At 63.8% G+C, this 23,067-nt stretch carries 24 protein-coding genes; 6 read left to right on the forward strand and 18 right to left on the reverse strand.

Annotated elements, in window-relative coordinates:
- Positions 1–299: 299 nt before the first annotated feature.
- The 14 genes from KUL25_RS19485 to trpS all read right to left on the reverse strand — a co-directional run bounded on the left by KUL25_RS19485 (position 300) and on the right by trpS (position 11,413).
- A complete protein-coding gene (locus tag KUL25_RS19485; RefSeq protein WP_257894410.1) occupies positions 300–1,277 on the reverse strand; it encodes an ABC transporter permease in 978 nt (325 codons plus the stop codon).
- 3 nt (positions 1,278–1,280) lie between these two features.
- Complete coding sequence (locus KUL25_RS19490; RefSeq protein WP_257894411.1) at positions 1,281–1,916, reverse strand: LysE family translocator; 636 nt, start codon at positions 1,914–1,916, stop codon at positions 1,281–1,283.
- Entirely contained in the window at positions 1,917–3,002 is a 1,086-nt protein-coding gene (locus KUL25_RS19495) for an ABC transporter permease (RefSeq protein ID WP_257894908.1), read from the reverse strand.
- A 66-nt stretch (positions 3,003–3,068) separates the two neighbouring features.
- A complete protein-coding gene (locus KUL25_RS19500) occupies positions 3,069–4,625 on the reverse strand; it encodes an ABC transporter ATP-binding protein (RefSeq protein ID WP_257894412.1) in 1,557 nt (518 codons plus the stop codon).
- Between the two features lie 99 nt (positions 4,626–4,724).
- Entirely contained in the window at positions 4,725–5,720 is a 996-nt protein-coding gene (locus KUL25_RS19505) for a BMP family lipoprotein (RefSeq protein ID WP_257894413.1), read from the reverse strand.
- Between the two features lie 173 nt (positions 5,721–5,893).
- Complete coding sequence (locus KUL25_RS19510; protein ID WP_257894414.1) at positions 5,894–6,307, reverse strand: GNAT family N-acetyltransferase; 414 nt, start codon at positions 6,305–6,307, stop codon at positions 5,894–5,896.
- Between the two features lie 14 nt (positions 6,308–6,321).
- Positions 6,322–6,957: a tRNA (adenosine(37)-N6)-threonylcarbamoyltransferase complex dimerization subunit type 1 TsaB gene (gene tsaB / locus KUL25_RS19515; protein WP_257894415.1), complete on the reverse strand. Its 636-nt coding sequence runs from the start codon at positions 6,955–6,957 to the stop codon at positions 6,322–6,324.
- A gap of 9 nt (positions 6,958–6,966) precedes the next feature.
- A complete protein-coding gene (locus KUL25_RS19520) occupies positions 6,967–7,407 on the reverse strand; it encodes a GFA family protein (protein WP_282563345.1) in 441 nt (146 codons plus the stop codon).
- A complete protein-coding gene (locus KUL25_RS19525) occupies positions 7,394–7,957 on the reverse strand; it encodes a NifU family protein (RefSeq protein WP_257894417.1) in 564 nt (187 codons plus the stop codon). The genes KUL25_RS19520 and KUL25_RS19525 overlap by 14 nt, the downstream gene beginning before the upstream one ends.
- Positions 7,958–8,058: 101 nt before the next feature.
- Positions 8,059–8,514, reverse strand: coding sequence for a DUF2267 domain-containing protein (locus KUL25_RS19530; protein WP_257894418.1), 456 nt, complete (start codon positions 8,512–8,514; stop codon positions 8,059–8,061).
- A gap of 10 nt (positions 8,515–8,524) precedes the next feature.
- Positions 8,525–8,980, reverse strand: coding sequence for a universal stress protein (locus KUL25_RS19535; RefSeq protein ID WP_068352826.1), 456 nt, complete (start codon positions 8,978–8,980; stop codon positions 8,525–8,527).
- A 60-nt stretch (positions 8,981–9,040) separates the two neighbouring features.
- Complete coding sequence (locus KUL25_RS19540; RefSeq protein ID WP_257894419.1) at positions 9,041–9,904, reverse strand: branched-chain amino acid aminotransferase; 864 nt, start codon at positions 9,902–9,904, stop codon at positions 9,041–9,043.
- Positions 9,905–9,945: 41 nt separating this feature from the next.
- Complete coding sequence (locus tag KUL25_RS19545; RefSeq protein ID WP_257894420.1) at positions 9,946–10,149, reverse strand: hypothetical protein; 204 nt, start codon at positions 10,147–10,149, stop codon at positions 9,946–9,948.
- Between the two features lie 238 nt (positions 10,150–10,387).
- A complete protein-coding gene (gene trpS / locus KUL25_RS19550) occupies positions 10,388–11,413 on the reverse strand; it encodes a tryptophan--tRNA ligase (RefSeq protein ID WP_257894421.1) in 1,026 nt (341 codons plus the stop codon).
- Positions 11,414–11,509: 96 nt separating this feature from the next.
- On the opposite strand from trpS, the gene KUL25_RS19555 reads away from it, so the two are divergent.
- Together KUL25_RS19555 and KUL25_RS19560 are read left to right on the forward strand one after the other, a co-directional pair.
- Positions 11,510–12,193, forward strand: coding sequence for a rhomboid family intramembrane serine protease (locus KUL25_RS19555; protein WP_257894422.1), 684 nt, complete (start codon positions 11,510–11,512; stop codon positions 12,191–12,193).
- 11 nt (positions 12,194–12,204) lie between these two features.
- Complete coding sequence (locus KUL25_RS19560) at positions 12,205–12,624, forward strand: hypothetical protein (RefSeq protein WP_257894423.1); 420 nt, start codon at positions 12,205–12,207, stop codon at positions 12,622–12,624.
- Positions 12,625–12,628: 4 nt separating this feature from the next.
- Here KUL25_RS19560 and murJ read toward each other — a convergent pair whose 3' ends face one another.
- From murJ to KUL25_RS19575, 3 genes are read right to left on the reverse strand one after another with little or no spacing between them, the layout of a single operon-like run.
- On the reverse strand, positions 12,629–14,254 hold the full coding sequence (gene murJ / locus KUL25_RS19565) for a murein biosynthesis integral membrane protein MurJ (RefSeq protein ID WP_257894424.1): 1,626 nt from the start codon (positions 14,252–14,254) through the stop codon (positions 12,629–12,631).
- A complete protein-coding gene (locus tag KUL25_RS19570) occupies positions 14,251–17,088 on the reverse strand; it encodes a [protein-PII] uridylyltransferase (protein ID WP_427854465.1) in 2,838 nt (945 codons plus the stop codon). The genes murJ and KUL25_RS19570 overlap by 4 nt, the downstream gene beginning before the upstream one ends.
- On the reverse strand, positions 17,048–18,217 hold the full coding sequence (locus KUL25_RS19575; RefSeq protein ID WP_257894425.1) for an ABC transporter substrate-binding protein: 1,170 nt from the start codon (positions 18,215–18,217) through the stop codon (positions 17,048–17,050). Before KUL25_RS19575 ends, KUL25_RS19570 begins: the two co-directional genes overlap by 41 nt.
- Before the next feature lie 198 nt (positions 18,218–18,415).
- On the opposite strand from KUL25_RS19575, the gene rsmI reads away from it, so the two are divergent.
- The 4 genes from rsmI to KUL25_RS19595 all read left to right on the forward strand — a co-directional run bounded on the left by rsmI (position 18,416) and on the right by KUL25_RS19595 (position 21,540).
- Positions 18,416–19,273, forward strand: coding sequence for a 16S rRNA (cytidine(1402)-2'-O)-methyltransferase (rsmI, locus tag KUL25_RS19580; protein ID WP_257894426.1), 858 nt, complete (start codon positions 18,416–18,418; stop codon positions 19,271–19,273).
- 41 nt (positions 19,274–19,314) lie between these two features.
- Positions 19,315–19,623: a YraN family protein gene (locus KUL25_RS19585; RefSeq protein WP_257894910.1), complete on the forward strand. Its 309-nt coding sequence runs from the start codon at positions 19,315–19,317 to the stop codon at positions 19,621–19,623.
- Between the two features lie 76 nt (positions 19,624–19,699).
- On the forward strand, positions 19,700–20,638 hold the full coding sequence (gene gshB, locus KUL25_RS19590) for a glutathione synthase (RefSeq protein ID WP_257894427.1): 939 nt from the start codon (positions 19,700–19,702) through the stop codon (positions 20,636–20,638).
- A complete protein-coding gene (locus tag KUL25_RS19595; protein ID WP_257894428.1) occupies positions 20,635–21,540 on the forward strand; it encodes an alpha/beta hydrolase in 906 nt (301 codons plus the stop codon). Before gshB ends, KUL25_RS19595 begins: the two co-directional genes overlap by 4 nt.
- Here KUL25_RS19595 and KUL25_RS19600 read toward each other — a convergent pair.
- Entirely contained in the window at positions 21,517–23,058 is a 1,542-nt protein-coding gene (locus KUL25_RS19600) for a YifB family Mg chelatase-like AAA ATPase (protein ID WP_257894429.1), read from the reverse strand. The genes KUL25_RS19595 and KUL25_RS19600 overlap by 24 nt on opposite strands.
- Positions 23,059–23,067 lie beyond the last annotated feature (9 nt).

Raw genomic sequence — 23,067 nt, forward strand, 5'->3', positions numbered from 1 at the left:
ATTTGGCAAGATGAAGGGGGGAGCGGTATGCCCCATCCGCAAACATGCGCCGTCTTCAACGCTTCGTTAAGGTTAACGCACTAGCTTGAATCTGCGCCGATAGCTGGAGAGTGAAGCGGCGTGCAAGGTGAAGCCTCGGGACCCGGACAACCCGGCAGCCAATCCGGAAAGGCCGGGACCGAGGCGGAGCTTGCTGCGAAAACTCTGGGCGCGTCCATCGAAAGGCGCGCGCTTCCCTGCTTCATCTTGCCAAATACAACTCAAACACAACGCCGACCCAAGGGCGCGGCGTCTGGTGTCTAGCGCTCTTTCACATACGGCTCGCCACCTGCGCGCGGAGGGATGGCGCGGCCGACGAAGCCGGCAAGAATCACGACGGTCAGGATGTAGGGCAGGGCCTGCATGAACTGGACTGGCACGGTGATCGCGAAGATCTCGATGTTCTGGAAGCGGTTGCCGACGGCATCCAGCAGGCCGAACAGAAGGCAGGCATAGAGCGCGTACCACGGCCGCCACTTCGCGAAGATCAACGCCGCCAGTGCGATGAAACCACGCCCCGCGCTCATGTCTTTCACGAAGCTTGTCGACAGCCCTGTCGCCAGATAGGCGCCCGCCAGTCCGCAGAGGACGCCACAGATCATTACAGCCGCGAAACGCAGGGCCACGACTGAGATGCCCGCCGTATCCACGGCGCCGGGGTTCTCGCCCACGGCGCGCAGGCGCAAGCCGAAGCGGGTGCGGTAAAGCACCCACCACGACAGCGGCACGATCAGGAAGGAAATATAGACAAGGATGGAGTGGCCGGAAATCAGCTCGGAATAGATCTGCATCAACGGGTCTTGCTGTGCGATGTCGCGGATGCGCGACGCCGCGCCTGGCAGGACGATCTCGTTGAACCGCGCGTCGCCTGTCAGCGGCGGCGTGCGACCGCCTTGCTGGAACCAGGTCTGGGCGATCACTACCGTCAGTCCCGCCGCGAGGAAGTTAATCGCCACGCCCGAAATCAGCTGGTTGCCGCGAAAGGTGATCGAAGCCAGTCCATGCAAGAGCGACAGGGCGACGGACGCCGTTACCCCCGCCGCCAAGCCGATCCAGACGTTGCCCGACACAAATGCGATCGCCGCCGAGAAGAAGGCGGCTGCCAGCATCTTGCCCTCCAGGCCGATGTCGAAGATCCCTGCTCGCTCGGAGAACAGGCCCGCGAGGCAGGCCAGCAGAAGCGGCGTGGCCAGGCGCACCGTCGAGTCCAGAAGTTGCAGGATGGTCATGAAGTCCATGGGTCAGCTCCGGGCCGTGATCAGTTTGAACGCTGCGAAGGCGAAGAACGCGCCCAAGGCGCCCTCGATGTAGCGGCGTGCGTGGTTGTAGGCGGTGCGCACGGGCGCCGCCGAGAGCGCCAAGGCCCAGGCCGCGTGACACGCGAAGGAAATAACCCACATCGTGGCCACGAACAGCGCGATGACCCAAAGTGGCGCATGGGCCGTGGCACCCACACCCGCAATGGCCAGCCAGAAGGTGATGGCTTTGGGGTTGGTGACTTGCAGCAGGTAGCCCTTGGTGAATAGCGCCGTCCCGCTTTGGCGCGCGACGACCTGTGCCGCGATACGAGGAGGGTGGAGGGCCTTCTTGAAAGCGCCATAGGCCAAATAGGCCAAGTAGGCGGAGCCCGCAGCTTTCAGGATCATCATTGCCCATGCGGCTTGCGACAGGATCAATCCGACACCGGCTATGGTCAACACGTTGATCGTGGCGGATCCTGTCGCGATCCCGGCACAGGCGAACAACCCAGCGCTGCGACCCTGGCCGACGGAGATGCCCATAAGCATCGCCACGGCGGGACCGGGGGAAGAGGCACCGACCAAAAGGATACTGTATGCGATGGCGAAGGCGGGCAGGAAAGGGAGCAGGATTTCCATTCAGCTTCCTTTCGGGCGCAGCGCCAGGAACAGTTTTTCGATCGGCATGCGCACCATGTTGTCGAGCGCGCCGGTGAACAGGATCACCAGGGCCTGGATCACCAGGATCATCTCGCGCGAGACGGCGGGCATCTCGAACGCAAGTTCGGCCCCGCCCTGGTAGAGCATCCCGAACAAAAGGGCCGCGAGGCAGACACCCACCGGGTGCGAGCGGCCCATCAGCGCCACGGCGATGCCGACAAACCCCGCGCCGCCCACGAAATCGAGGCGCAGTTGCTCACTTTCGCCCTGCACCGCGTTCACGGCCATGAGGCCCACCAACGCGCCTGAGATGAGCATGGCGATCATGGTGATCTTCACCGGGCTGATGCCGGCGTAGACGGCGGCGGTCTCGGAATGGCCGAAGGCGCGGATCTCATACCCCAGACGGGTGCGCCAGATCAAAATCCAGACGAAGACGGCCGCCAGAAGGGCCAGGAAAAAACTGATGTTGAGTGGCGTGGAGGCGCGGAAGCCGAGGAAACCGGCGAACTCTCCGGCGTTGGGCAGATGCGTCGCTTCGGGGAAGCGGATGGAGGCGGTCTCGGCAGAGCCGGGGATCGTGAAGACGTTGTTGAGCATGTAGATCATCAGCGAGGCGGCGATGAAGTTGAACATGATCGTGGTGATCACGATGTGGCTGCCGCGCTTGGCTTGCAAATAGGCGGGGATCGCGGCCCAGGCCGCCCCGAAAAGGGCTGTCATGGCGGTCGTGGCCAGAAGCGCGAGCGACCAATGCGGCCAAGGCATCAGCAGGCAGACGATGGCCGCGCCCAGGCCTGCGACATAGGCCTGCCCCTCGCCGCCGATGTTGAACAGCCGCGCATGGAAGGCGACGGCCACACCGAGGCCGGTGAAGATGAAGTTGGTGGTGTAGAACAGCGTGTAGCCCCAACCATAGGCCGAGCCGAATGCGCCGTTGACCATGATTCGCATCGCCGCGAACGGGTTTTCTCCGATCAGGAAATAGACCACCAGACCGGAGACCAGAAGCGCCAGAATGACCGAGATCAAGGGGATCAGCGTCACGTCGGCCCACATCGGCATGCCGCCGGGCGTGGTCTTGCCCTTGCCGAGGAAAGCGCGCTCGAAAAACGTTGCATCAGACATGGCTTACGCGGCCCCCTGCGTTTCGGTGACCCCTGCCATCAGCAGACCCAGATCGCCTTCGTTGGTGTCCTCGGGCAGACGCTCGCCGCTGATCGCGCCGTCGAACATGACGGCGATGCGATCGGAAAGGCCGAGGATCTCGTCCAGTTCCACGGACACAAGCAACACGGCTTTGCCCGCATCGCGCAGCGCAATGATCTGCTTGTGAATGAATTCGATCGCGCCGATGTCGACGCCGCGCGTGGGCTGGCCGACAAGTAGAAGGTCCGGGGCGCGGTCCATCTCGCGGGCGACCACGATCTTTTGCTGGTTCCCGCCCGAGAAGTTGCGCGCAGGCAGGCGCGGGTTGGGGGGGCGGACGTCGTAACGCGCCATCTTCTCAGTGCAGTCGGCCTTGATGGCGGCGTTGTTCATCAGCGGCCCGGATTGGTAGCGGGGGTCGTGGTGATAGCCGAAGGCCACGTTTTCCCACGCCTCATAGGGCATGATCAAACCTTCGACTTGACGATCCTCGGGCACATGGCCGATGCCGCGCGCGCGGCGCGATTGACCGTTGCTATAGCGCCCGGTGATGTCGATGGGCTCGCCATGGAGCAAGATTTCGCCCGAGGTCGCGGGGATCATTCCGCCCAGAACCTCCAGCAGTTCCGATTGACCGTTGCCGGCCACACCCGCGATGCCGAGGATTTCACCGGCACGGATCTGGAACGAGATGGTTTTCACCCGCTCCACCCCCGCGCCATCGACAACCCGCAGATTGCGCACGTCCAGCACCACATCGCCGGGGTTGGCGGGGGCCTTGTCAACTTCCAGCAAGACCTTGCGGCCAACCATCAGTTCGGCCAACCCCGCCGGAGACGTCTCTGACGTTTTCACCGTTGCCGTCATCTCACCGCGCCGCATGACGCTGACGGTGTCGGTGACATCCATGATTTCACGCAATTTATGGGTGATCAGGATGATGGTTTTGCCCTCTTCCTTCAGCCGGGCGAGAATGCGGAACAGCTGATCCGCCTCGGACGGGGTCAGCACGCCGGTCGGCTCATCCAGGATCAGGATGTCGGCCTGACGGTAGAGCTGTTTGAGGATTTCGACGCGCTGCTGGTGGCCGACGGAAAGCTCTTCGACAATCGCGTCGGGGTTCACGTCCAGCCCGTATTCCGTGGCCAGTTCGGTCAGCGTGCGCCGCGCCTTGGATATGGAGGGCTGCAACATCGCGCCGTCTTCGGCGCCGAGGATGACGTTCTCGACGACGGTGAAATTCTCGACCAGCTTGAAGTGCTGGTGAACCATCCCGATGCCCGCGCGGATCGCAGCCTGGCTATCGGGGATGGGGGTAAGGGTGCCGTTGATCCAGATCTCTCCGGCGTCGGCCTTGTAGAAGCCGTAGAGAATCGACATCAGCGTGGACTTGCCTGCGCCATTCTCGCCCACGATCCCGTGGATCGTGCCTTTCGCCACGGAAATCGAGATGTTCTTGTTGGCTTGAACCGGACCGAAGGCTTTGGAGATGCCTTTGAGCTCGATCGCCGGGGGGCGCGCGGATGCGGGTGCCGTCATGGTCACGTCCTTGAGAGGATATGAGAAGGGCCGCGTCCGGGTGAGGGGCGCGGCCCGACCAGTGTCTGCCGGACGCGAGCGCCCGGCAAGCCGTTGATCTTACTGCATCGCGACGGGGCAGGTGCCGTCGTCGGTGAAGTTGTGGACAGCCAGGTCACCGGCGATGATCTGGGCGCGGGCTTCGTCCACGGCGGCGATCATTTCTTCGGTCACCAGTTCGGCGTTGAATTCGTCCATTGCGTAGCCAACGCCATCTTCGGCCAAGCCATAGACGAACAGGCCGGGCTCGATCGTGTCAGCGGAGAAGGCGTCATAAACGGCCACGTCCACGCGCTTGATCATCGAGGTCAGGACCATGCCGGGGTAGAGGTAGTTCTGGTTGGCATCCACGCCGATGGAGAGGATCCCCTCGTCGGCGGCGGTTTGAAGAACACCAAGGCCGGTGCCGCCGGCGGCAGCGAAGACCACGTCAGAGCCCTGGCCGATCTGGCCGCGCGTCAGCTCTCCCCCGCGGACGGGGTCGTTCCAGGCGGCGGGCGTGGTGCCCGTCATGTTGGAAATCACGGTCGCGTCGGGGTTCACGGCCACGGCGCCCTGGGCATAGCCGCAGGCAAAACGCGAAATCAGCGGAATGTCCATGCCGCCCACGAAGGAAACGGTGCCCGTCTCGGAGGCCATGGCGGCCATCATCCCAACAAGGTAGCTGCCCTCATGCTCGGAGAAGACGATGGATTGCACGTTGGGGGCATCCACGACGCCGTCGATGATCACGAACATCGTGTCAGGGTAGTCGGGGGCGACGACCTCAAGCGCGGAGGCCTGGCTGAAGCCTGCCATGACGATGGGGTTGGAGCCCGCTTCGGCCAGACGGCGCATGGCCTGCTCGCGCTGAGCGTCGTTCTGAAGCTCGATCTCGCGGTAGGTGCCGCCGGTCTCTTCGGCCCAACGCTCGGCACCGTTGAAGGCGCTTTCGTTGAAGGAGCGGTCAAACTTGCCGCCCAGGTCGAAGATCACGGCAGGGCCATCGGCCAGCGCACCAGCGGCGGACAGGGCCAGCGTGGCAGCAGCGCCGAGCAGGGTTTTCATCATGGTCATAGGTAGTCTCCCGGTTGAAAACGGGGCGCATGATGGACCTTATGGCGGCCGTGCGTCCCCGAACGCGTGAAATTCCGTAGAGTAACGGAATCCTCATGGGGAATAAGGGCAAAGGGCGCGCGGGGGGTCAACCCGATTCCGATGTTTCCGGGCGACTGGTGCGATGCTTTACGCTACGTGCCGGTTTGTAGGGCGCAGGTCATGGTGATCGCATCGACGGCGGGGCCATCGGGATAGGCGTAGTAGCCGGTGCGCCGCCCGGTCACGGTGAAGCCCGCGTTCTCATAAAGCGCCAGGGCGGCGGCGTTGGTGGCTTCGACCTCCAGAAACAACGTATCTGCCCCGTTTTCTTGCGCGGTGAGGATGGTTTTCCCAAGGAGCGCGCGGCCATGACCTTGCCCGCGCAGGGCGGGCAGGATCGAGATCGTGATCAGTTCCGCCTCGGGCGCGATGATCTGCAAGAGGGCAAAGCCGTGGGGCGAGGTGATGGCGTGGGTCGTTGGATTGGCCAGAAGCGCCTCGAACTCCTGCGCGGACCAACCGCGCGCGAAGCTTGCAGCGTGAAGTGCCGCGAGCGTTTCCGCCATGTGTTCCACCGGTGTCACAGGATCGTCGGGCCTTGTTCCCGCGACGGCGCCGCATCGGCTGCTTTGATGTAGAGGGGCGCGGGGCGCGGCTGTGGTGTGCCGATGCGCAGCGCGGCAAGGCGCGCGATGGCAGAGGCGGGCGCATAGGCCGACGGCGCATTTGGCAGGCCAAGGGCCGCTGCAAGGACCGCGCTGTCTTGGCCGATGACGGTCAGTCCCGGCGCGGCCCAATCGTGCAGATCATTCGCTGCGACAAGGGCCGCAGCTCTGTCCAACCCACCACCCTGGCGTTCAAGATAGAACGCACCGCGCGGGGCCTTCAGGCAGGTAAGCGTCGGACCTTGTGCCCCGTGTGCCAATGCCTCCAGCAACGAGACCCCGATCGCCGGAATACCAAGCGCCAACGCAAGTCCCCGCGCCGCGGAAACAGAAATGCGGATGCCGGTGAAATTGCCCGGTCCGATGCCGACGCCGATGGCCCGGAGGTCGTCTAGCGTCACCTGAGCGTTGGCCAGCGTGTCTTCGATCATCGGCATCAGATGCTCGGCCTGCCCCTTTGCCATGTCGGTATAAAGGGCGGTGGCGACGTCGCCATCGCGCCAAAGCGCCGTGCCGACATAGGCGCCGGATGTATCGAAACCGAGGATCATGGGCAGGGCTTAGCCGCTTGGGTCCGGCTCTTGCAAGCGCACACGGGAAGACGCCCCGTCGCGGGGCAGATCATCTTCGATGTGCAGCCACGGGAGTGCACTGTCCGTATGGCCATGGCTTTCCGGCGCTAGGGTATTCGCCTGATCCAGCAGTCCGAGGGGCACATAGACCTGATCCAGCAAGTAATCATAGGTCGCCGCCAGTTGCGTGCCGCAGTCGGGGCAGAACCAACGGTCGACGCCTTTGGAGAAGCTTCTGCGGGGGCCTTTGGACGGAGTGAAGCGCAGATCAGCCGAAGCGAAGGCCGCAAATGCGGCCACAGGCGCGCCAGAGAGACGGCGGCAGTCCGAGCAGTGGCAATAACTGACCGTCTGAGGGCGCGCGGTAGCGTTCACCTGCACGCCGCCGCAATAGCAGCGGCCTGTGATGGGCGCCTCAGGTGTTGACAGGACGCACCTCGACCACCTCGGGGATGTAGTGGCGCAAGAGGTTCTCGATCCCCATCTTGAGCGTCAGCGTGGACGAGGGGCACCCGGCGCAGGCGCCTTGCATGTGCAGGTAGACCACGCCCCGGTCAAAGCCGTGGAAGGTGATGTCGCCGCCGTCCTGGGCCACGGCCGGGCGCACGCGCGTATCCAGCAGGGTCTTGATCTGGCCCACGATTTCGCCGTCCTCGCCGGTGTGCTCGGCATGGCCGCTGCTGGCTTGGTGGCCTTCGTCCATGACCGGTTCGCCGGATTGGTAATGCTCCATGATCGCGCCGAGGATGGCGGGTTTCACATGGTCCCACTCGACCGCGTCGGCCTTTGTTACCGTCACGAAATCAATGCCGAAGAACACCCCGGTGACGCCTTCGACTGCGAAAATGCGTGACGCCAGCGGCGATTTGGCCGAGGTCTCTGCGCTGGGGAAATCAGCGGTGCCCACTTCCAGCACGGTCTGGCCGGGCAGGAATTTCAGGGTCGCGGGGTTGGGCGTGGATTCGGTTTGGATGAACATCGGCGCATATCCTTACTGGTTCACTCAGATATGCGGTCGGCTGCGCAAAGAGTCAAGTGAACTGGAATCGTTCTAAACTATGAAATACCGGTCCATGGGCTTCAGCGGAACCGGACCGCGAGGTCTTCGGGGCGGTATCCGTCGACGTGCCAGAATGCGACGGCCTCGGGGCCGATGTCCTGCAGGCGCTTGTGCAGGTACTCCGGCCCCACGGCGCGGTGGAGCGCGAAGGAGACGGCTTCGATGACCTGGTCGGAGGCGAAGTTATGGGTTTGTCGGAGCGACTTGGCCTCGGCGATATACGTCGCGGCTTCGGCCCAGGGAACTGGATCTTCAAGCTGCCAATCCTGCACGAAAAGCGCGCGCGGGACGCTTGGCAGGCATTGCGCGAAGGCAACCGCCTGGTCGACGGTCAGCCGCCGGCGGAAAGCGCGAAAGACGCCCTCGGTCGCGGTATAGGCCACATTTGCCGAGGGCGATCCCAGCACGTCGGCCACGTCGTCGAGAAACGCTGTCCATTCCCGTTGAGGATGGCGAAACGTCCAAGGCATCGGCATGTTGGGCGCCTCAGGTAATCGCTTCCAACTGCTCTTTGCTCAATTCGACCGGCACGATTGTCAAAGGCACGGGCATGTTGCCCGCTGACTTGGTCATCGCCGTGACCAAGGGTCCCGGCCCGCCCTTGCCCGAGTTTGCGCCCAGGACCAGCACCCCGATCTCTTTGTCCTCGGTGATATGGGTCAGGATCTGCTCTTCGGGCACGCCTTCACGGATCACCAGCGTGGGGTCGATGTCCTGCTTGTCGCGCATCCATTTGGCGAAGACGTTGAAATGCGCCTCGATTCGCTCACGGGCTTCGGCGCGCATGATGTCACCAACGCCGATCCAGTGATTGAATTCATCGGGCGGGATCACCGAAAGGATCTCGACCCCGGCGCCCGTGTTGTGGGCGCGCATGGCGGCGAAGCGCATGGCGTTGAGGCATTCACGGGTGTCGTCGAGCACGACGAGAAATTTGCGCATGAGTTTGTCCCTTTTCCGAGGCGAGACCATGACGATTGCGCGCGGACCTGTCTACTGACTTTAAGCCGCCGAGGCAGCCCAGTCCCAATAGAGTTCCCTGGCGCGTTTGGTGACGGGCCCGTGCTGGTAGTGGGTGCCGTCGAATTCCAGCACCGGCGTGACCTTGTTGAGGTTGCCGGTCATGAAGACCTCATCGGCGGCCCGGAAATCTTCGAAGGTCAAGACGGTCTCCGTGACCGTGACGCCATCGGCCCGCAGGTTGGCGATGTGGCGTCGGCGGGTGATGCCGTTGAGGAAGGTTCCGTTGGGGATCGGGGTGAAGGCTTCACCGTCGCGGACCATGAAGATGTTTGCGGTGGCAGTTTCGGCGACGTTGCCGAGCGCGTCCATGACCAGCGCGTTGTCGTAGCCCTTGGCGCGCGCTTCCATCAACATGCGCGCATTGTTGGGATAGAGGCAGCCTGCCTTGGCATCGAGCACGGCGGTGTTCAGCGTCGGGCGGTGGAAGCGCGTCGTGGTCAAGGTGGAGGCGGCGTCGGGTGCGCCGATGGGGACTTCTTCAAGGACGACGTAGAACCCGGCCTCGGTCTCGGCTGGGATGATGCCATAGGCGCCACCGTCGATGCCGAAGAAGTTGGGGCGGATGTAGACGGGCGTATCCTTGGGGTAGCGCTTGAGGCCCTCCCAGACGATGTCGAAGATCTCGGCCCCGGTCTTGCCAGGGTTCAGCGAGAGGGCTTTGGCCGACCTGACCACACGGTCGCAGTGGGCCCGAAGGTCGGGCGCGAGGCCATAGACGAAGCGCGCGCCGTCGAACACTGTGGTGCCTTGGAACGTGGCATGGTCAGCAGCGCGCATCACGGGAATATCCGCATCATGCCATGCGCCGTCGAAGTAGGTTTTGATATTGGTCCCGTTGGCCATGGTCTTCCCCCTTGAAACGTCAGGGGGAAGGTAAGCGCAGCCTAGACCGAAGGTCCAGAGGTGAAGCCCATCTGGTAGTCCATGCTGGCAGCTTTGGGCTTCGCGGCGGTATGACCTTCGGTCCGGTTGGTCTTGTGATCGGTCCGCGCGCCTTTGGCGTGTTTGGTACGGTCGGTGGTTGGAGTTGCGATGATACGCTCTGCGGCGCGGGTGGAGTCGACACGTGTTTTGAGATGCCTGTTCATACAGTTCCCCCTGAATGGATCGCGATGTGTGGTTTGATTAGGGTATGTATACCGACACGGGGGTTAATGTCCAGTTAACGCCCGGACGGCTGCAACAGGGTTTCGCAACGTTACGGATCAGCGCCCTTCCGTCCGGCCCGCGCCACGTCCTTGCAAGGACGTGCGGAGGCTCTTGCAAGAGCCTACTTCAGACCCTTTGAAAGGTCTGTACAGGCTTTTGCAAAAGCCTGATGTGGCGCTAGCTGCGAAGCATGCCGATAATGTCGTAGGTCTTCTCCAGGATCGGCACGGTGATCTCGCGCGCGCGCGCGGCACCGCGGCCCAGGATGCGGTCGATTTCGGCGGGGTCGTCCATCAGGCGGGACATCTCGGATGATATTGGCGACAGCTTGGCCACCGCGAGATCCGCCAAAGCCACCTTGAAGTGGCCGAACATGGCGCCAGCGTGCTCATCCAGCACCGCTTGCGGGGTAATATCGGCCAGCGCGGCGTATATATTCACCAGGTTGCGGGCGTCGGGACGCTCGGACAGGCCATCCACCGCATCGGGTAGGGGATCGGGGTCCGTCTTGGCCTTGCGGATCTTCTTGGCGATCGCATCCGCGTCGTCGGTCATGTTGATGCGCGTCTTCTCAACCGGATCGGACTTCGACATCTTCTTGGTGCCATCCTGCAGGTTCATCACGCGGGTCGCAGCCCCCTCGATCACCGGTTCGGTGATAGGAAAGAAGTCCACGCCGTAGTCGTGGTTGAACTTCGCGGCGATGTCGCGCGTCAGTTCAAGATGCTGTTTCTGGTCATCGCCCACGGGTACATGGGTGGCGTGATAAACCAGAATATCGGCGGCCATCAGGGCAGGGTAGGCGAAAAGGCCAAGCGAGGCCCCTTCGGCGTCCTTGCCGCTTTTGTCCTTCCACTGGGTCATGCGACCCATCCAGCCCATGCGCGCGACGCAGTTGAAGATCCACGCCAGTTGCGCGTGCTCGGGGACTTGGCTCTGGTTGATCAGAATGCTCTTCTCGGGGTCGATGCCCGAGGCGATGAAGCCAGCGCACAGCTCACGCGTGTTGTTGCGCAGCTCCTCTGGCGGCAAAAGGCGCGCGGTGATCGCGTGCAGGTCGACCATGCAATAGACCGTTTCATGGGTGCCGGCGTCCTGCATTTGTACGAAGCGTTTCATGGCGCCCAGATAGTTGCCAAGGGTCAGCCCGCCCGAGGGCTGGATGCCCGAAAAAACGCGGGGTTTGAACTGTGTCTCGGCCATTGGTGTCGTCCTTCAAACGTGTCGGCCCCACTGGCCATTCGGCGCTGACGGGCTTACCCATGGGGGCAACTTTCGTCAACCGAGGGCAGAGCGACCATGGATCAGAACAACGTCTCGCCATTCAACGCGCTTCCGCCCGTTGTCGTCGCCCTCGCGGTGGTGATCTTCGGGCTGGAACTGATGTTCCAGGCCGCCACGGCGGGCATGCTTGGTGGGCAGGGCGGCATCGGCTGGCGCCTGGCGGCGATCCAGGATTACGCGGTTCTCAATGCCGTGTGGGACTGGATGATCGACACCGGCCAATTCCCGGCCGAGCATCTGGTGCGTTTCATCGCCTATCCGCTGATCCACGGCAGCTTTCTGCACGCCGCCATGGTTGTGGTCTTCATCCTGGCCCTCGGCAAATTGGTGGCTGAGGTCTATTCGGTCTTGGCCTTCCTGGCGGTGTTCTGGATCTCGGCGATCATGGGGGCGCTGGGATTTGTGGTGTTCATGGACAGCGATTACCCGTTGGTTGGGGGATACCCCGGCGTCTACGGTCTGATTGGGGCCTTCACCTTCCTGATGTGGATGCGGGCCGAGGCCCAGGGGGCGGGCCAGATGAGGGCCTTTGCCCTGATCGCCGCGCTTTTGGGTATCCAGCTTCTGTTTGGCCTGTTGAACGGAGAGTTCGGCAGCGTGGTTGCCGATTTCTCGGGTTTTGTGGCGGGTCTTGTCCTGTCGTTCATTGTCAGCCCCGGAGGATGGGGCAGGTTGCTGGCGCGGATGCGGCAGCGTTGAAAGGAGCGCTTATGAAACACATGGTGATTGCCGCGTTGGCGCTAATCTGCGCAGGCTCCGTGGCGGCGCAAGGTGCCGATGCCTTACGGGCGCAACTATCGGGTCAGGTGATGGCACTGCGAGGCTACGATAACGCGCAGCGTCCGACCGGAGAGACCGTGCACATGCGCCTGTTCGATACCGGGGCGGCACGGATCCGGTTCAATGCTTTCGAGGGTGATGATCAACAAGAGGGCTGGGCCCTTTGGCGGGTCAACCCGCAGGGACCGTTCTGCACGACCTTCGCCACGCCCAACGGGCAGGGGGTCTTGCGCGCGACGGAAGCTGAAGACTGCCTCGACATCGCGGTGCGCGGTAATACCGTTGGCCTGAACTTCTATGGCAGCACAGGCAATCTGGATCGCTACTCGGTCAGATTGCGGCCGATGTAGGCGCTCAGCGGCCCCGCATCGTGCTGCGTAACTCGCGCAGGCTGAACGCGCCGAAAAGTCGCGCGAAGCCGAAGTAGCTGCCGATGCCAAGCGCCACCAAGAGGGCCAGCGCGACGTAGCGCAGGCCCGGCTCGCCCAGGAAAGGTCCGATCAGGATTTCGCTTAGCACCAGCACCGCGCCCATGGCGATGGCGGCGGCGCAGATGCGCCAGATGCGGGCGCGGAAACGGTCATCGAATTGCGCCACATCCCCAAGGTCTGCGCGGCCTTTTGACAACAGCGCCACCATGATCCACGCCGCAACGGTCGTGCCGATCGCCGCCCCCAGAAAACCGATGGCCGAGGCCAGCCCGATCGCTACAACGGCGTTCACCACCATGGCCACCAGCGCAAACCGGAACGGGCTGCGGGTGTCTTCGCGGGCAAAATAGACCGGTTGCAGCACCTTTTGCAGAACGAAAGCGGGCAGACCCACGGCGTAGACCGTGAGGGCCAGCGCGGTGGAGGCGGTGTCGTCTGCCGTGAATTCTCCGCGCTGGAACAGGACCGAAACCAGCGGCACCGGGATCACCATCAACGCGACAGCGGCGGGGATGGTGAGGGCCAGGGCAAGCTCTCCGGCGCGCGACAGGGCGTGGCGTCCGCCCTCATCGTCGCCCGCGCGCAGGCGGCGCGAGAGGTCGGGCAGCAGCACGATGCCGATCGCGATGCCCACGACGCCCAAGGGCAACTGATACAGCCGGTCGGCGAACGACAGCCACGCGATGGCACCGTCAAAGAAGCTGGCGACCTGACGGCCGACCAGAAGGTTCACCTGCACCACACCGCCTGCCAGCATGGCGGGCAGGGCGATAGCGGCCAGTTTGCGCATGTCCGGCGTCAGGCGCGGCAAGCGAGGCCGGATGGTATAGCCCGCGCGCCACGCGGAAAACCAGACCAGCGCCATTTGCGCCACGCCAGCAAGCGGCACCCCCCAAGACAATGCGCGCCCATAGGCCTCGGCGGGGTCGATGATATTGGTCATCTTACCGTCGGGCGCGGTCCAGTAGACGGCCAACATGGCGCTGACCAGAATGATGTTGAGCAGGATCGGCGCGGCGGCGGCGGCGGCAAAGCGTCCGATGGCATTCAGCATGCCCGAGAACAGCGCCGCGAGGGAGATGAAGAGGATGTAGACGAAGGCGATGCGGCCAAAATCGACGGCCAGCGTAAACCGCTCATCCCCCGCGAAGCCGCTGGCCATGGCCAAGACCAGCCACGGCATGGCCAATTGTGCGACCAGGGTCAGCACGATCAGGACTGCAGCCAGCCCCGAAAAGGCGTCCTGCGCGAAGGGTTCCGCGTCATCCTCGCCCTCCACCTTCTTGGAGAACATCGGCACGAAGGCGGTGTTGAACGCGCCCTCCGCAAAGAAGCGGCGAAACATGTTGGGCAGCGAAAACGCAACAAGGAATGCCTGGGCGACCGGGCCGGATCCCAGGAACGCCGCGATCAGGATGTCGCGCACGAAGCCGAGGATGCGGCTGGCCATGGTCCAGAAGCCTACGGTGAAGAAGCCCGCGATCAGACGAATGGGTGCGGGCGATTTCGGGGGCGGAGGAGGGGCGTGGAAGGGGTCGGTTTCGCTCATGCGCCGGCCCGTTCCGCGACCCGCACGATAGCGTCCCGCAACTTGCGCTCAAGCGCGTCGCGCTTTCCTTCGGAGTGCAGTTTCAGGCCGAACATGTCCTTGACGTAGAAGGTGTCCACGACCTGCACGCCATATGTGGCGATCGTGGCCGAGGCGATGTAGATATTCGAAGCGGCCAGGGTCTTTGTCAGGTCATAGAGCAGGCCGGGGCGGTCGCGGGTATCGACCTCGATGATCGTGTAGATCTCGGACCCTTCGTTGTCGAAGGTGATCGTGGTGGGCACGTTGAAGGGCCGTTCGCGTTTCTTGATCTTGTCGCGCTTCTCCATCGCTTCGGAGGTGACAACTTCACCCTTGAGCGTCTTGCGGATCATCGTTGTCAGGCGCGGCAGGCGGGTTTTCTCGTAGGGGTGGCCGTCGCGGTCCTGCACCCAGAAGACGGCCGTCGCGTAGCCGTCCTTGGAGGTGAACGTCCGGGCGTCGACGACATTGGCCCCCACGAGGCTGAGCGCGCCCGCAAGGCGGCAGAAGATGCCGGGGTGATCGGCCAAGGCGAAACAGACCCGCGTCGCGTCGCGGTCGGCGTCCTGCTTGGTGTCGATCTTGATCTCATCATCCTTGAGGGTGCTGAGCATCTTGGCGAAAGTGACCTGCGTGGGCAGGTCGAGCCCCTGCCAATAGGGGCCGTAGTGGCGGTCCACCTCGGTCTTGATCGCGGATTTCTTCCAATCAGCCAGCGCTTCGCGAAGGGCCTTCTTGGCCTCGCCCTCCAACTGCTCGCGGTTGAGGTCCTCCAGCCCGGTTTCCAGCGCCATCGCGGTGGAGCGGTGAAGCGAACGCAGAAGCGTCGCCTTCCAGTTGTTCCATGTATTCGGCCCGACACCACGGATGTCGCAGACCGTCAGGACCGTCAGCAGATCAAGGCGCTCGCGGGTTTTTACCGCCTTGGCAAAGTCGCGCACGGTGCGCGGATCCGCGATGTCGCGTTTCTGGGCCATGTCGGACATCAGCAGGTGGTAGCGGACCAGCCATTCGACGGTGTCGCATTCCGCGGGTTTCAGGCCGAGACGGGGGCAGATCACGCGGGCCATGCGGGCGCCCAGGATCGAATGATCCTCGTTCCGGCCCTTGCCGATATCATGCAGCAGGCAGGCCAGGAACAGAACCTTCCGGTTCACACCCCGCTTCAGGATGCCCGAGACCAGCGGCAGCTCTTCCAGCAATTCCTCGCGCTCGATCTGGGCCAGGGTGGAGACGACCTGGATCGTATGCTCGTCCACGGTATAGCTGTGATACATGTTGAACTGCATCATCGCCACGATCGGCGCGAATTCCGGCATGAAAGCCGATAGAACCCCCAGTTCGTTCATCCGGCGCAGGCCCCGTTCGGGGTTGCCGTGTTTCAGCATTAGATCGAGGAAGATGCGGTTGGCTTCGCGGTCCAAGCGCATCTCATCGGTGATCAGATCCAGCCGCGCCGTCGCCTCACGCATGGCGTTGGGGTGGATCAGGTAACCGGTGCGCAGGCCTTCCTCGAACAGCCGCAGGATGTTGAGGGGATCGGTGAAGAACGCCTCCGGGTCCGCGATGTCGAGCCGGTTTTGCGACACGACATACCCCGGTTTCAGCTTCTTGCGGCGGGTGCGCCCGCGCAGGAACCCGAAGATGGCGGGCGCCTGCTTGACGTGGCGGGCCTCCAGTCCGGTCAGGAAGATCCGCGTCAGCTCGCCGACCTTGGTGGCGTGGCGGAAGTAGTCCTGCATGAAATGTTCGACCGCGCGGCGGCCGGAATGGTCCTCGTAGCCCAGACGCTCGGCCACCTCGACCTGCATATCGAACGACAGCAGGTCCTGGGCGCGTCCGGCGATCAGATGCAGATGGCAGCGCACTGCCCAAAGGAACCGTTCGGCGGCGTCGAAGGCGGCGAATTCTTCCGGGCGGAACACGTTCAGCGCCACCAGTTCGGCGGCTTTCACGACGCCATGTTCATACTTCGCGATCCAGTAGAGCGTTTGCAGATCCCGCAGGCCGCCTTTGCCCTCTTTAACGTTCGGTTCGAGCATATAGCGCTGGCCGCCCTGTTTCTTGTGGCGGTTGGTACGCTCTTCCAACTTGGCTTCGATGAATTCGCCGGTGGTGCCATCGAACAACTGTGCGCGCAGGGTCTCTTGCAACTCGGCCGAGAGGGACGCGTCACCACTGAGGTGGCGCATCTCCAGGAAGGTCGTGCGGATCGTGTAGTCCTCTCGCCCCAGACGCAGGCAATCTTTGATCGTGCGCGAGGAATGGCCGACCTTCAGGCGCAGATCCCACAGCATGTAGAGCGTGGACTCGATGATGCTTTCGACCTTCCCGGTGACTTTCCAGGGCGTCAGGAACAGCAGGTCCACGTCCGAGGAGGGGGCCATTTCGGCACGCCCATAGCCGCCGACGGCGAGTACGGCGATACGCTCGGCTTCGGACTGGATGTTGGTGGGGTGCAGGTAGGTCGTCGCGATCCGCAGGACCTCGGTGACGAGGGCGTCGGTCAGAAAAGCATAGGACCGTGTGGCGCGGCGCGCGGCGAGGGGCTGCGCGGCGACGGCCTGGGCAAGGGCGGCACGGCCCTGATCCTGCGCGAGGCTTAGCTCGGCGACAGTGGCGGCACGGATCGCGGAAGGGTCACTGGCCTCGGCGCAGGCCGCGTCGAGGCGGGCGGCCAGGGCCGGTTGGTTGACGATCTCCTCTTCGGGCAACAGGAGCGTGCCCGGAGAGGATGCGGCGGAGAGGCGTGGGTTTGGTCTTTGGTCCCGGTCAGAGACCGGCACCGCCAAGGCGTCTAGGGGCAGGGTCAATGACACTCACCTGTTGGTTGACGATCTCGGCCACGGCCAATGCGCGCTCGATTGTGCCATCGTTGAGGAAGCGGAACACGCCGCTTGCCCCGTCGATCTGGCCTGCAGCGACCAGATCGGCCGCGCCCATACGGCCCGAGGGGGCCGCCGCGGCGATGGCGCGGATCGCGTCATAGCCAAGCCCCCCCAGGGAATGGGGGGCATCGCCATTGGCGGCGGCATAACGGCTGTTGAATGCGCCCGTGGCAGAGGGGTCGGGCAGGGTGAACCAGCCGCCCTGCAGGCCCGAGAATTCAAGCGTCGCAGGCGGAATGTCCCAGCGCGTCAGACCCATCATCTGGACCGAGGAAGTGTTGAGCCCGTTCTCGGGCAGCAGCTGCGCAAACAGCGGCAAGGCGCCGGCGCTGTCCGAGGTCAGCAGCACGGCGTTGGCGCCATTGTCGCCCACGGCCGAGGTCACTTGCGGAACCACGTTCACGACGCCAACCTGGCTGAACTCGTAGGGAATGGTGGCGGAAATGGTGGCGCCGGAGCGGGTGGCAGCGGTGCGCACGGCGTCGCGGGCGACTTCGCCCGCAAGGTTGCTGGCGTGTACCAGAACGATGTTTCCCCGGCCCTGGCGAGCCGAATAGCCCACGATGCGGTTGGCGGTGTTAGCGAAGGTATAGCCAAGGACCAGCACGTTGCCGCCCGCGATTTCCGTGTTGTTGGAGAAGCTGAGCACGGCCACGTTGGAGTTCGCAACAGCAACGCCCACAGCCGCAGCAGCGTCCGAGCGAAGCGGCCCGACGATGACGTCGGCCCCGGCTGAAACCGCTTCTTGCGCGCGGGTGGCGGCGGTGGCGGCATTGCCAGCCGTGTCGTAGACGGTGATTTCAATGGTCGCGTTGGCAGCCACATCCGCCGCGGCAAGGCGTGCGGCATTCTCCAGGCTGCGCGACAAGAGTGCGTCACCGCCGCTGCCGCTCATGGGGAGAAGCATGGCGACCTGAACGGTTTGGCCAACACGGGGGCTGGTGCCCAGACCGATGGGGCCGCCGCCGATTTGGCAGGCTGTCAGGACCAAAGACAAAAGAAGGGCTATCAGGATGCGAGCTGGGTTGCGAAGAATGCTGAAACCGGAAACCATAGGACAAAGGCCCTTCCCTTGAGGCGTATCAAATCTAGACGTGGCGGGAGGCCCGCGAATGCACGCTACGGCGAATAACCGTTCAAGTAAACGTGGCAGCCAGGGCTTAAGGGCCCTCAATTTGGCTAATGGACCGGATTGCCCTCTCGTGGCAATGGCGCAGTTCAAGCAAACGTCCTGTCAGGCGGAGGAACGCCCATGAGCATGGCAGTTTCTGTGGCCCCGGGCCTTCACTTCGTCGCCACGCCGATCGGCTCGGCGCGCGACATCACGCTTCGGGCTTTGGATATCCTGCGCGCGGCGGACGTTATTGCTGCGGAAGACACGCGCACAGCCCGTAAGTTAATGGAAATACACGGAATTCCGGTAAACGGCCGCCCGATGATTCCCTACCACGACCACAATGGAGCCGAGGCCCGCCCCCGCGTTCTGGGCGCCTTGGAGAAGGGTCTGTCCGTTGCCTACGTGTCCGAGGCGGGCACACCTTTGGTGGCTGACCCGGGATACCAACTGGGCCGCGCGGCGATTGACGCAGGCTTCCCGGTGTTTTCGGCTCCGGGTCCCTCGGCAGCACTGGCGGCCTTGACGGTCTCGGGGTTGGCGTCGGACCGGTTCATGTTCGTGGGCTTCGCCCCGACCCAAACCGGGGCCCGGGCGAAATGGATCAAGGGGCTGGATGCGGCGGGGGCCACGATCATTGCCTATGAAAGCCCGAAACGCGTTCACCGATTATTAGGTGAATTGTGCGAGGTGTTGGGGGATGATCGAGAGGTGGCAATTTGCCGGGAATTGACCAAACGCTTCGAAGAGGTTCTGCGCGGGACCTGCGGGCAGGTCCGCGACCTGTTGCAGGACCGGGTATTGAAGGGCGAAATCGTGGTGGTGATTGGCCGCGCCGTGGCGCGGGCACCCTCGGCGCTGGATTTGGAAGCGGCGTTGCTGGTGGCATTGCAGACGATGCCCCTGAAAGCGGCGTCCGCCCAAGTGGCGGAAGCGCTGGGGATGTCCAAACGCGACGTCTACCAGATGGGATTGCAGCTGAAAAACGACGGCTGAGGGGGCAAGTCTCCTACCTCAAGGGCAAGGCGGCGGAAGACATTGCGGTGCGCGTGTATATGGACCACGGCCACCGGCTGGTAGCGCGCCGCTGGCGTGGCCCGGCGGGCGAGATTGACTTGGTCATGGAAAAGGACGGGGAAGTGGTTTTCGTCGAAGTGAAGGCCTCTCGCACCCATGCGCAGGCGGCGGCTGCGCTGTCGCAAAGGCAGATCGGGCGGCTTTTGCGCAGTGCAGAACATTGCTTGGGGTCGTTTCCCAAGGGCCTTGCCACCCCGATGCGGTTCGATGTGGCGCTTATCGACGGCCAAGGCCAGTTCGATGTGATTGTGAACGCGCTGGCGGCTTGATCCCCTCAGATCGCCCATTGCGCCCGAGGTTTTGCCACGCCAAGTAAAGGGTCTGTGCAGCACCGGAGGGGCAAACATGTTGATCGCATTTCAGATGGATCCGATCGAGGACGTGAATATCGACGCCGATTCGTCGTTCCGCCTCGCCGAAGAGGCGCAAGCGCGCAGCCATGAGTTGATGGTCTACACTCCGAATGATCTGTTTTACCGGGAAAACAAGGTCTGTGCACGGGCAAGGCGGATCAGCGTGCAGCGCGTCCAGGGCAATCACGTGACGGCGACAGCGCCTGAGATCGTGGATTTGGCTGATGTCGATGTCATCTGGCTGCGCCAGGATCCGCCCTTCGAAATGGGCTACATCACGACAACGCATCTGCTTGACCGGCTGCGCGGGCAGACCTTGATCGTGAATGACCCGTTCTGGGTGCGGAATTCGCCTGAGAAACTGATGGTTCTCGACTACCCCGACCTGACCCCACCGACGATGATCGCCCGCGATATCGACATGCTGAAAGCTTTCAAGGAGGACCACGGCGACGTGATCCTGAAGCCGCTTTACGGCAACGGTGGCGCGGGGGTGTTTCGTTTGACGCCGGAGGATCGGAACCTCAACTCGCTGCATGAGCTGTTCACCGGGATCAACCGGGAGCCCTTGGTGATGCAGAAGTTTCTTCCCGACGTCTCGGCAGGCGACAAGCGGGTGATCCTGGTGGATGGCGAACCCGTCGGCGGCATCAACCGCGTGCCCGCCAAGGGCGAGGTGCGTTCCAACATGCACGTCGGCGGCCGTCCAGAAGCCACGGCCCTCACGGACCGGGAGCGTGAGATTTGCGCCATCATCGGCCCCCGCCTCAAGGAAATGGGTCAGGTCTTCGTCGGCATCGATGTGATCGGCGGCTGGCTGACAGAGATCAACGTGACGTCCCCCACCGGCATTCAGGAGTTGGAGCGGTTTGACGGCGTCAACATCGCTGCCAAGATCTGGGAGGCGATCGAGCGCAAGGTGACGGCGTGAGCCTGCGGCTCTCCCTGCTCAACCTCGGAGCGCGTGTCATCGGGAAGACGCGGCTGCGGTATGTCCAGCGGCCCGGTAATCAGCGCAAGGATTTCGAGATTGTCGGAACACTTTTTGGCGGGCGCGGTCGTGGCCTGATCCAGCGTGACGAGCCAGGCGCGCCCCCACGCAGGATTGTCGAGCCGCAGGCAGGCGCGCGGGGCGTGGTGCTTTATTTCCACGGCGGCGGCTTCATCGCAGGCTCGCCGCAGTCGCATATTGCCTTGATCCGGGCGCTTTGCCGCCGCTCGGGCTGTCGCGTAGTTGCGCCGGATTATGCCCTTGGACCGGAAGCGCGTTTGCCCGCCGCCCAGGACGACGCCCGCCGCGCATGGGATCAACTGATCGCCGAAGGGATCGCCCCCTCGCAGATCGTCTTGGCGGGCGACAGTGCAGGTGGGGGCATGGCCCTGTCGTTGATGGCCGAATTGGGGGCCGAGGGCCAGCGCCCTGCCGCCTGCGTCGCCCTTTGCCCCTGGACGGATCTCACTGGCTCCGGCGCTTCGATGGTCGAGAATGCACGGCGCGATTGCCTTTTGCCGGCCGAGCGCTTGCCGGAGCTGATTGGTTTCGCGGCGGGCGACGCGGATCTGACTGACCCGCGCCTTTCGCCGCTTTTCGCCAGTTTCCAAGACCCGGCGCCGACCCTTATCCAATTTGCCCTCACAGAGATTCTGCGCGACGACGCTTTGCGCATGGCAGATGTCTTGCGCGCCGCCGGAGGCCGGGTCGAGCTGCAGAGCTGGCCCCATGCGCCCCACACGTGGCAAGTTTTTGGAGAGGCCGTGCCCGAGGCGCGCGACGCGATCACCAAGGCGGCCACGTTCATCCGCGCCGCGCTAGACCTCCCGCGCGCCGATTAGACGGTAGCCGATGGCCTCGGCGATATGCGGGGTGCTGACGGTCTCGACCCCGTCAAGGTCCGCGATCGTCCGCGCCAGCCGCATCACGCGGTGATATCCCCGCGCGGTCAGTTTGAACTTGTCGGCGGCCTGTAGCAGAAGGGCCTTGCCCTCGGCATCGGGCGTTGCGATCTGATCCAGCAGCGCGCCTTCCGCGTCCGCGTTCACCCGCGCCGATGCGCCAAGCGCGGAGAAGCGCGCCGACTGCACGTCGCGCGCCTTTGCCACACGCGCAGCGATCACAGCACTGGTTTCGCCGGAGGCGGGCAGATCGAGGTCCGAATAGGCCACAGGTGGCACTTCGAGTCGCAGATCGAACCGATCCATCAAGGGCCCCGAAATCTTGCCCATGTAATCCTGGCCACAGATCGGCGCCCGGTTGCAGGCCGAGTCGGCGTCATAAAGGTTGCCACAGCGGCAGGGATTGGCAGCGGCAATCAGCAAGAACCGGCAAGGGTAGGTCACATGCGCGTTGGCACGGGCGACCACGACATCGCCGGTCTCGATCGGTTGGCGCAGGGTCTCCAGCACGGCGCGGGGGTATTCCGGTAACTCATCAAGGAATAATACCCCGTTGTGCGCCAGGCTGATTTCGCCGGGTTTCGCGCCGCGCCCGCCGCCGACAATCGCGGGCATGGAGGCGGTATGATGCGGGGCCCGGTAGGGTCGGGTTCGGGAAATCCCGCCCTCGTCCAACAGCCCGGACAGGGAATGGATCATCGACGTCTCCAACGCCTCCGACGCCGACAATGCTGGCAGAATGCCCGGTAGACGCGCGGCCAGCATCGATTTGCCAGACCCCGGAGAGCCGACCATCAGGAGGTGGTGACGCCCCGCCGCCGCGATTTCCATTGCGCGTTTGGCGCGTTCCTGCCCGCGCACCTCCGACAGGCATTTGGGGCCGGGATCGGCGGCGACTTCGCCCGGTTTTGCGGGTTCCAGCGGGGCCCGGTCCGTGAGGTGGGCGATCAAATCGCCCAAGGATGCCGCCGCAAACACCGGGGTCGCGCCTACCCAAGCCGCCTCTGCGCCACAGCCTAAGGGGCACAGCAGCGTGCGGTTGTCCTCCCCCGCCGCGAGGGCGGCGGGCAAGGCGCCCAAGACCGGCACCAGCCGTCCGTTCAGGGACAGTTCCCCAAGCGACAATGCGCCTTCCACGCGCTCTCGCGGTAAGATCCCAAGCGCTGCCAGCAGGGCCAGGGCGATGGGCAGGTCGAAATGAGATCCCTCTTTCGGAATATCGGCGGGCGACAGGTTCACCGTGATCTGGCGCGAGGGCAGGGCGATGGCCATCGCTTGCAGGGCCGTGCGCACCCTTTCGCGCGCCTCGGACACGGCCTTGTCGGGCAGGCCCACGATGGCGAAGCCGGGCAGGCCAGCCGTCACGGCACACTGCACCTCGACCCGGCGGGCATCGAGGCCCTCAAAGGCCACGGTGTGGGTCAGGGCGAGGGCATCTGGGCTGGCGGCTTCGAACATGCCGCCAAC

It is taken from the genome of Gymnodinialimonas phycosphaerae (genome assembly GCF_019195455.1).
Lineage (GTDB): Bacteria > Pseudomonadota > Alphaproteobacteria > Rhodobacterales > Rhodobacteraceae > Gymnodinialimonas > Gymnodinialimonas phycosphaerae.

Coding starts and splice junctions, on each gene's coding strand:
- KUL25_RS19485 (WP_257894410.1), bottom strand. CDS start 1,277: ATGGACTTCATGACCATCCTGCAACTTCTGGACTCGACGGTGCGCCTG.
- KUL25_RS19490 (WP_257894411.1), bottom strand. CDS start 1,916: ATGGAAATCCTGCTCCCTTTCCTGCCCGCCTTCGCCATCGCATACAGT.
- KUL25_RS19495 (WP_257894908.1), bottom strand. CDS start 3,002: ATGCCGATGTGGGCCGACGTGACGCTGATCCCCTTGATCTCGGTCATT.
- KUL25_RS19500 (WP_257894412.1), bottom strand. CDS start 4,625: ATGACGGCACCCGCATCCGCGCGCCCCCCGGCGATCGAGCTCAAAGGC.
- KUL25_RS19505 (WP_257894413.1), bottom strand. CDS start 5,720: ATGACCATGATGAAAACCCTGCTCGGCGCTGCTGCCACGCTGGCCCTG.
- KUL25_RS19510 (WP_257894414.1), bottom strand. CDS start 6,307: ATGGCGGAAACGCTCGCGGCACTTCACGCTGCAAGCTTCGCGCGCGGT.
- tsaB (WP_257894415.1), bottom strand. CDS start 6,957: ATGATCCTCGGTTTCGATACATCCGGCGCCTATGTCGGCACGGCGCTT.
- KUL25_RS19525 (WP_257894417.1), bottom strand. CDS start 7,957: ATGTTCATCCAAACCGAATCCACGCCCAACCCCGCGACCCTGAAATTC.
- KUL25_RS19530 (WP_257894418.1), bottom strand. CDS start 8,514: ATGCCGATGCCTTGGACGTTTCGCCATCCTCAACGGGAATGGACAGCG.
- KUL25_RS19535 (WP_068352826.1), bottom strand. CDS start 8,980: ATGCGCAAATTTCTCGTCGTGCTCGACGACACCCGTGAATGCCTCAAC.
- KUL25_RS19540 (WP_257894419.1), bottom strand. CDS start 9,904: ATGGCCAACGGGACCAATATCAAAACCTACTTCGACGGCGCATGGCAT.
- KUL25_RS19545 (WP_257894420.1), bottom strand. CDS start 10,149: ATGAACAGGCATCTCAAAACACGTGTCGACTCCACCCGCGCCGCAGAG.
- trpS (WP_257894421.1), bottom strand. CDS start 11,413: ATGGCCGAGACACAGTTCAAACCCCGCGTTTTTTCGGGCATCCAGCCC.
- KUL25_RS19555 (WP_257894422.1), top strand. CDS start 11,510: ATGGATCAGAACAACGTCTCGCCATTCAACGCGCTTCCGCCCGTTGTC.
- KUL25_RS19560 (WP_257894423.1), top strand. CDS start 12,205: ATGAAACACATGGTGATTGCCGCGTTGGCGCTAATCTGCGCAGGCTCC.
- murJ (WP_257894424.1), bottom strand. CDS start 14,254: ATGAGCGAAACCGACCCCTTCCACGCCCCTCCTCCGCCCCCGAAATCG.
- KUL25_RS19575 (WP_257894425.1), bottom strand. CDS start 18,217: ATGGTTTCCGGTTTCAGCATTCTTCGCAACCCAGCTCGCATCCTGATA.
- rsmI (WP_257894426.1), top strand. CDS start 18,416: ATGAGCATGGCAGTTTCTGTGGCCCCGGGCCTTCACTTCGTCGCCACG.
- gshB (WP_257894427.1), top strand. CDS start 19,700: ATGTTGATCGCATTTCAGATGGATCCGATCGAGGACGTGAATATCGAC.
- KUL25_RS19600 (WP_257894429.1), bottom strand. CDS start 23,058: ATGTTCGAAGCCGCCAGCCCAGATGCCCTCGCCCTGACCCACACCGTG.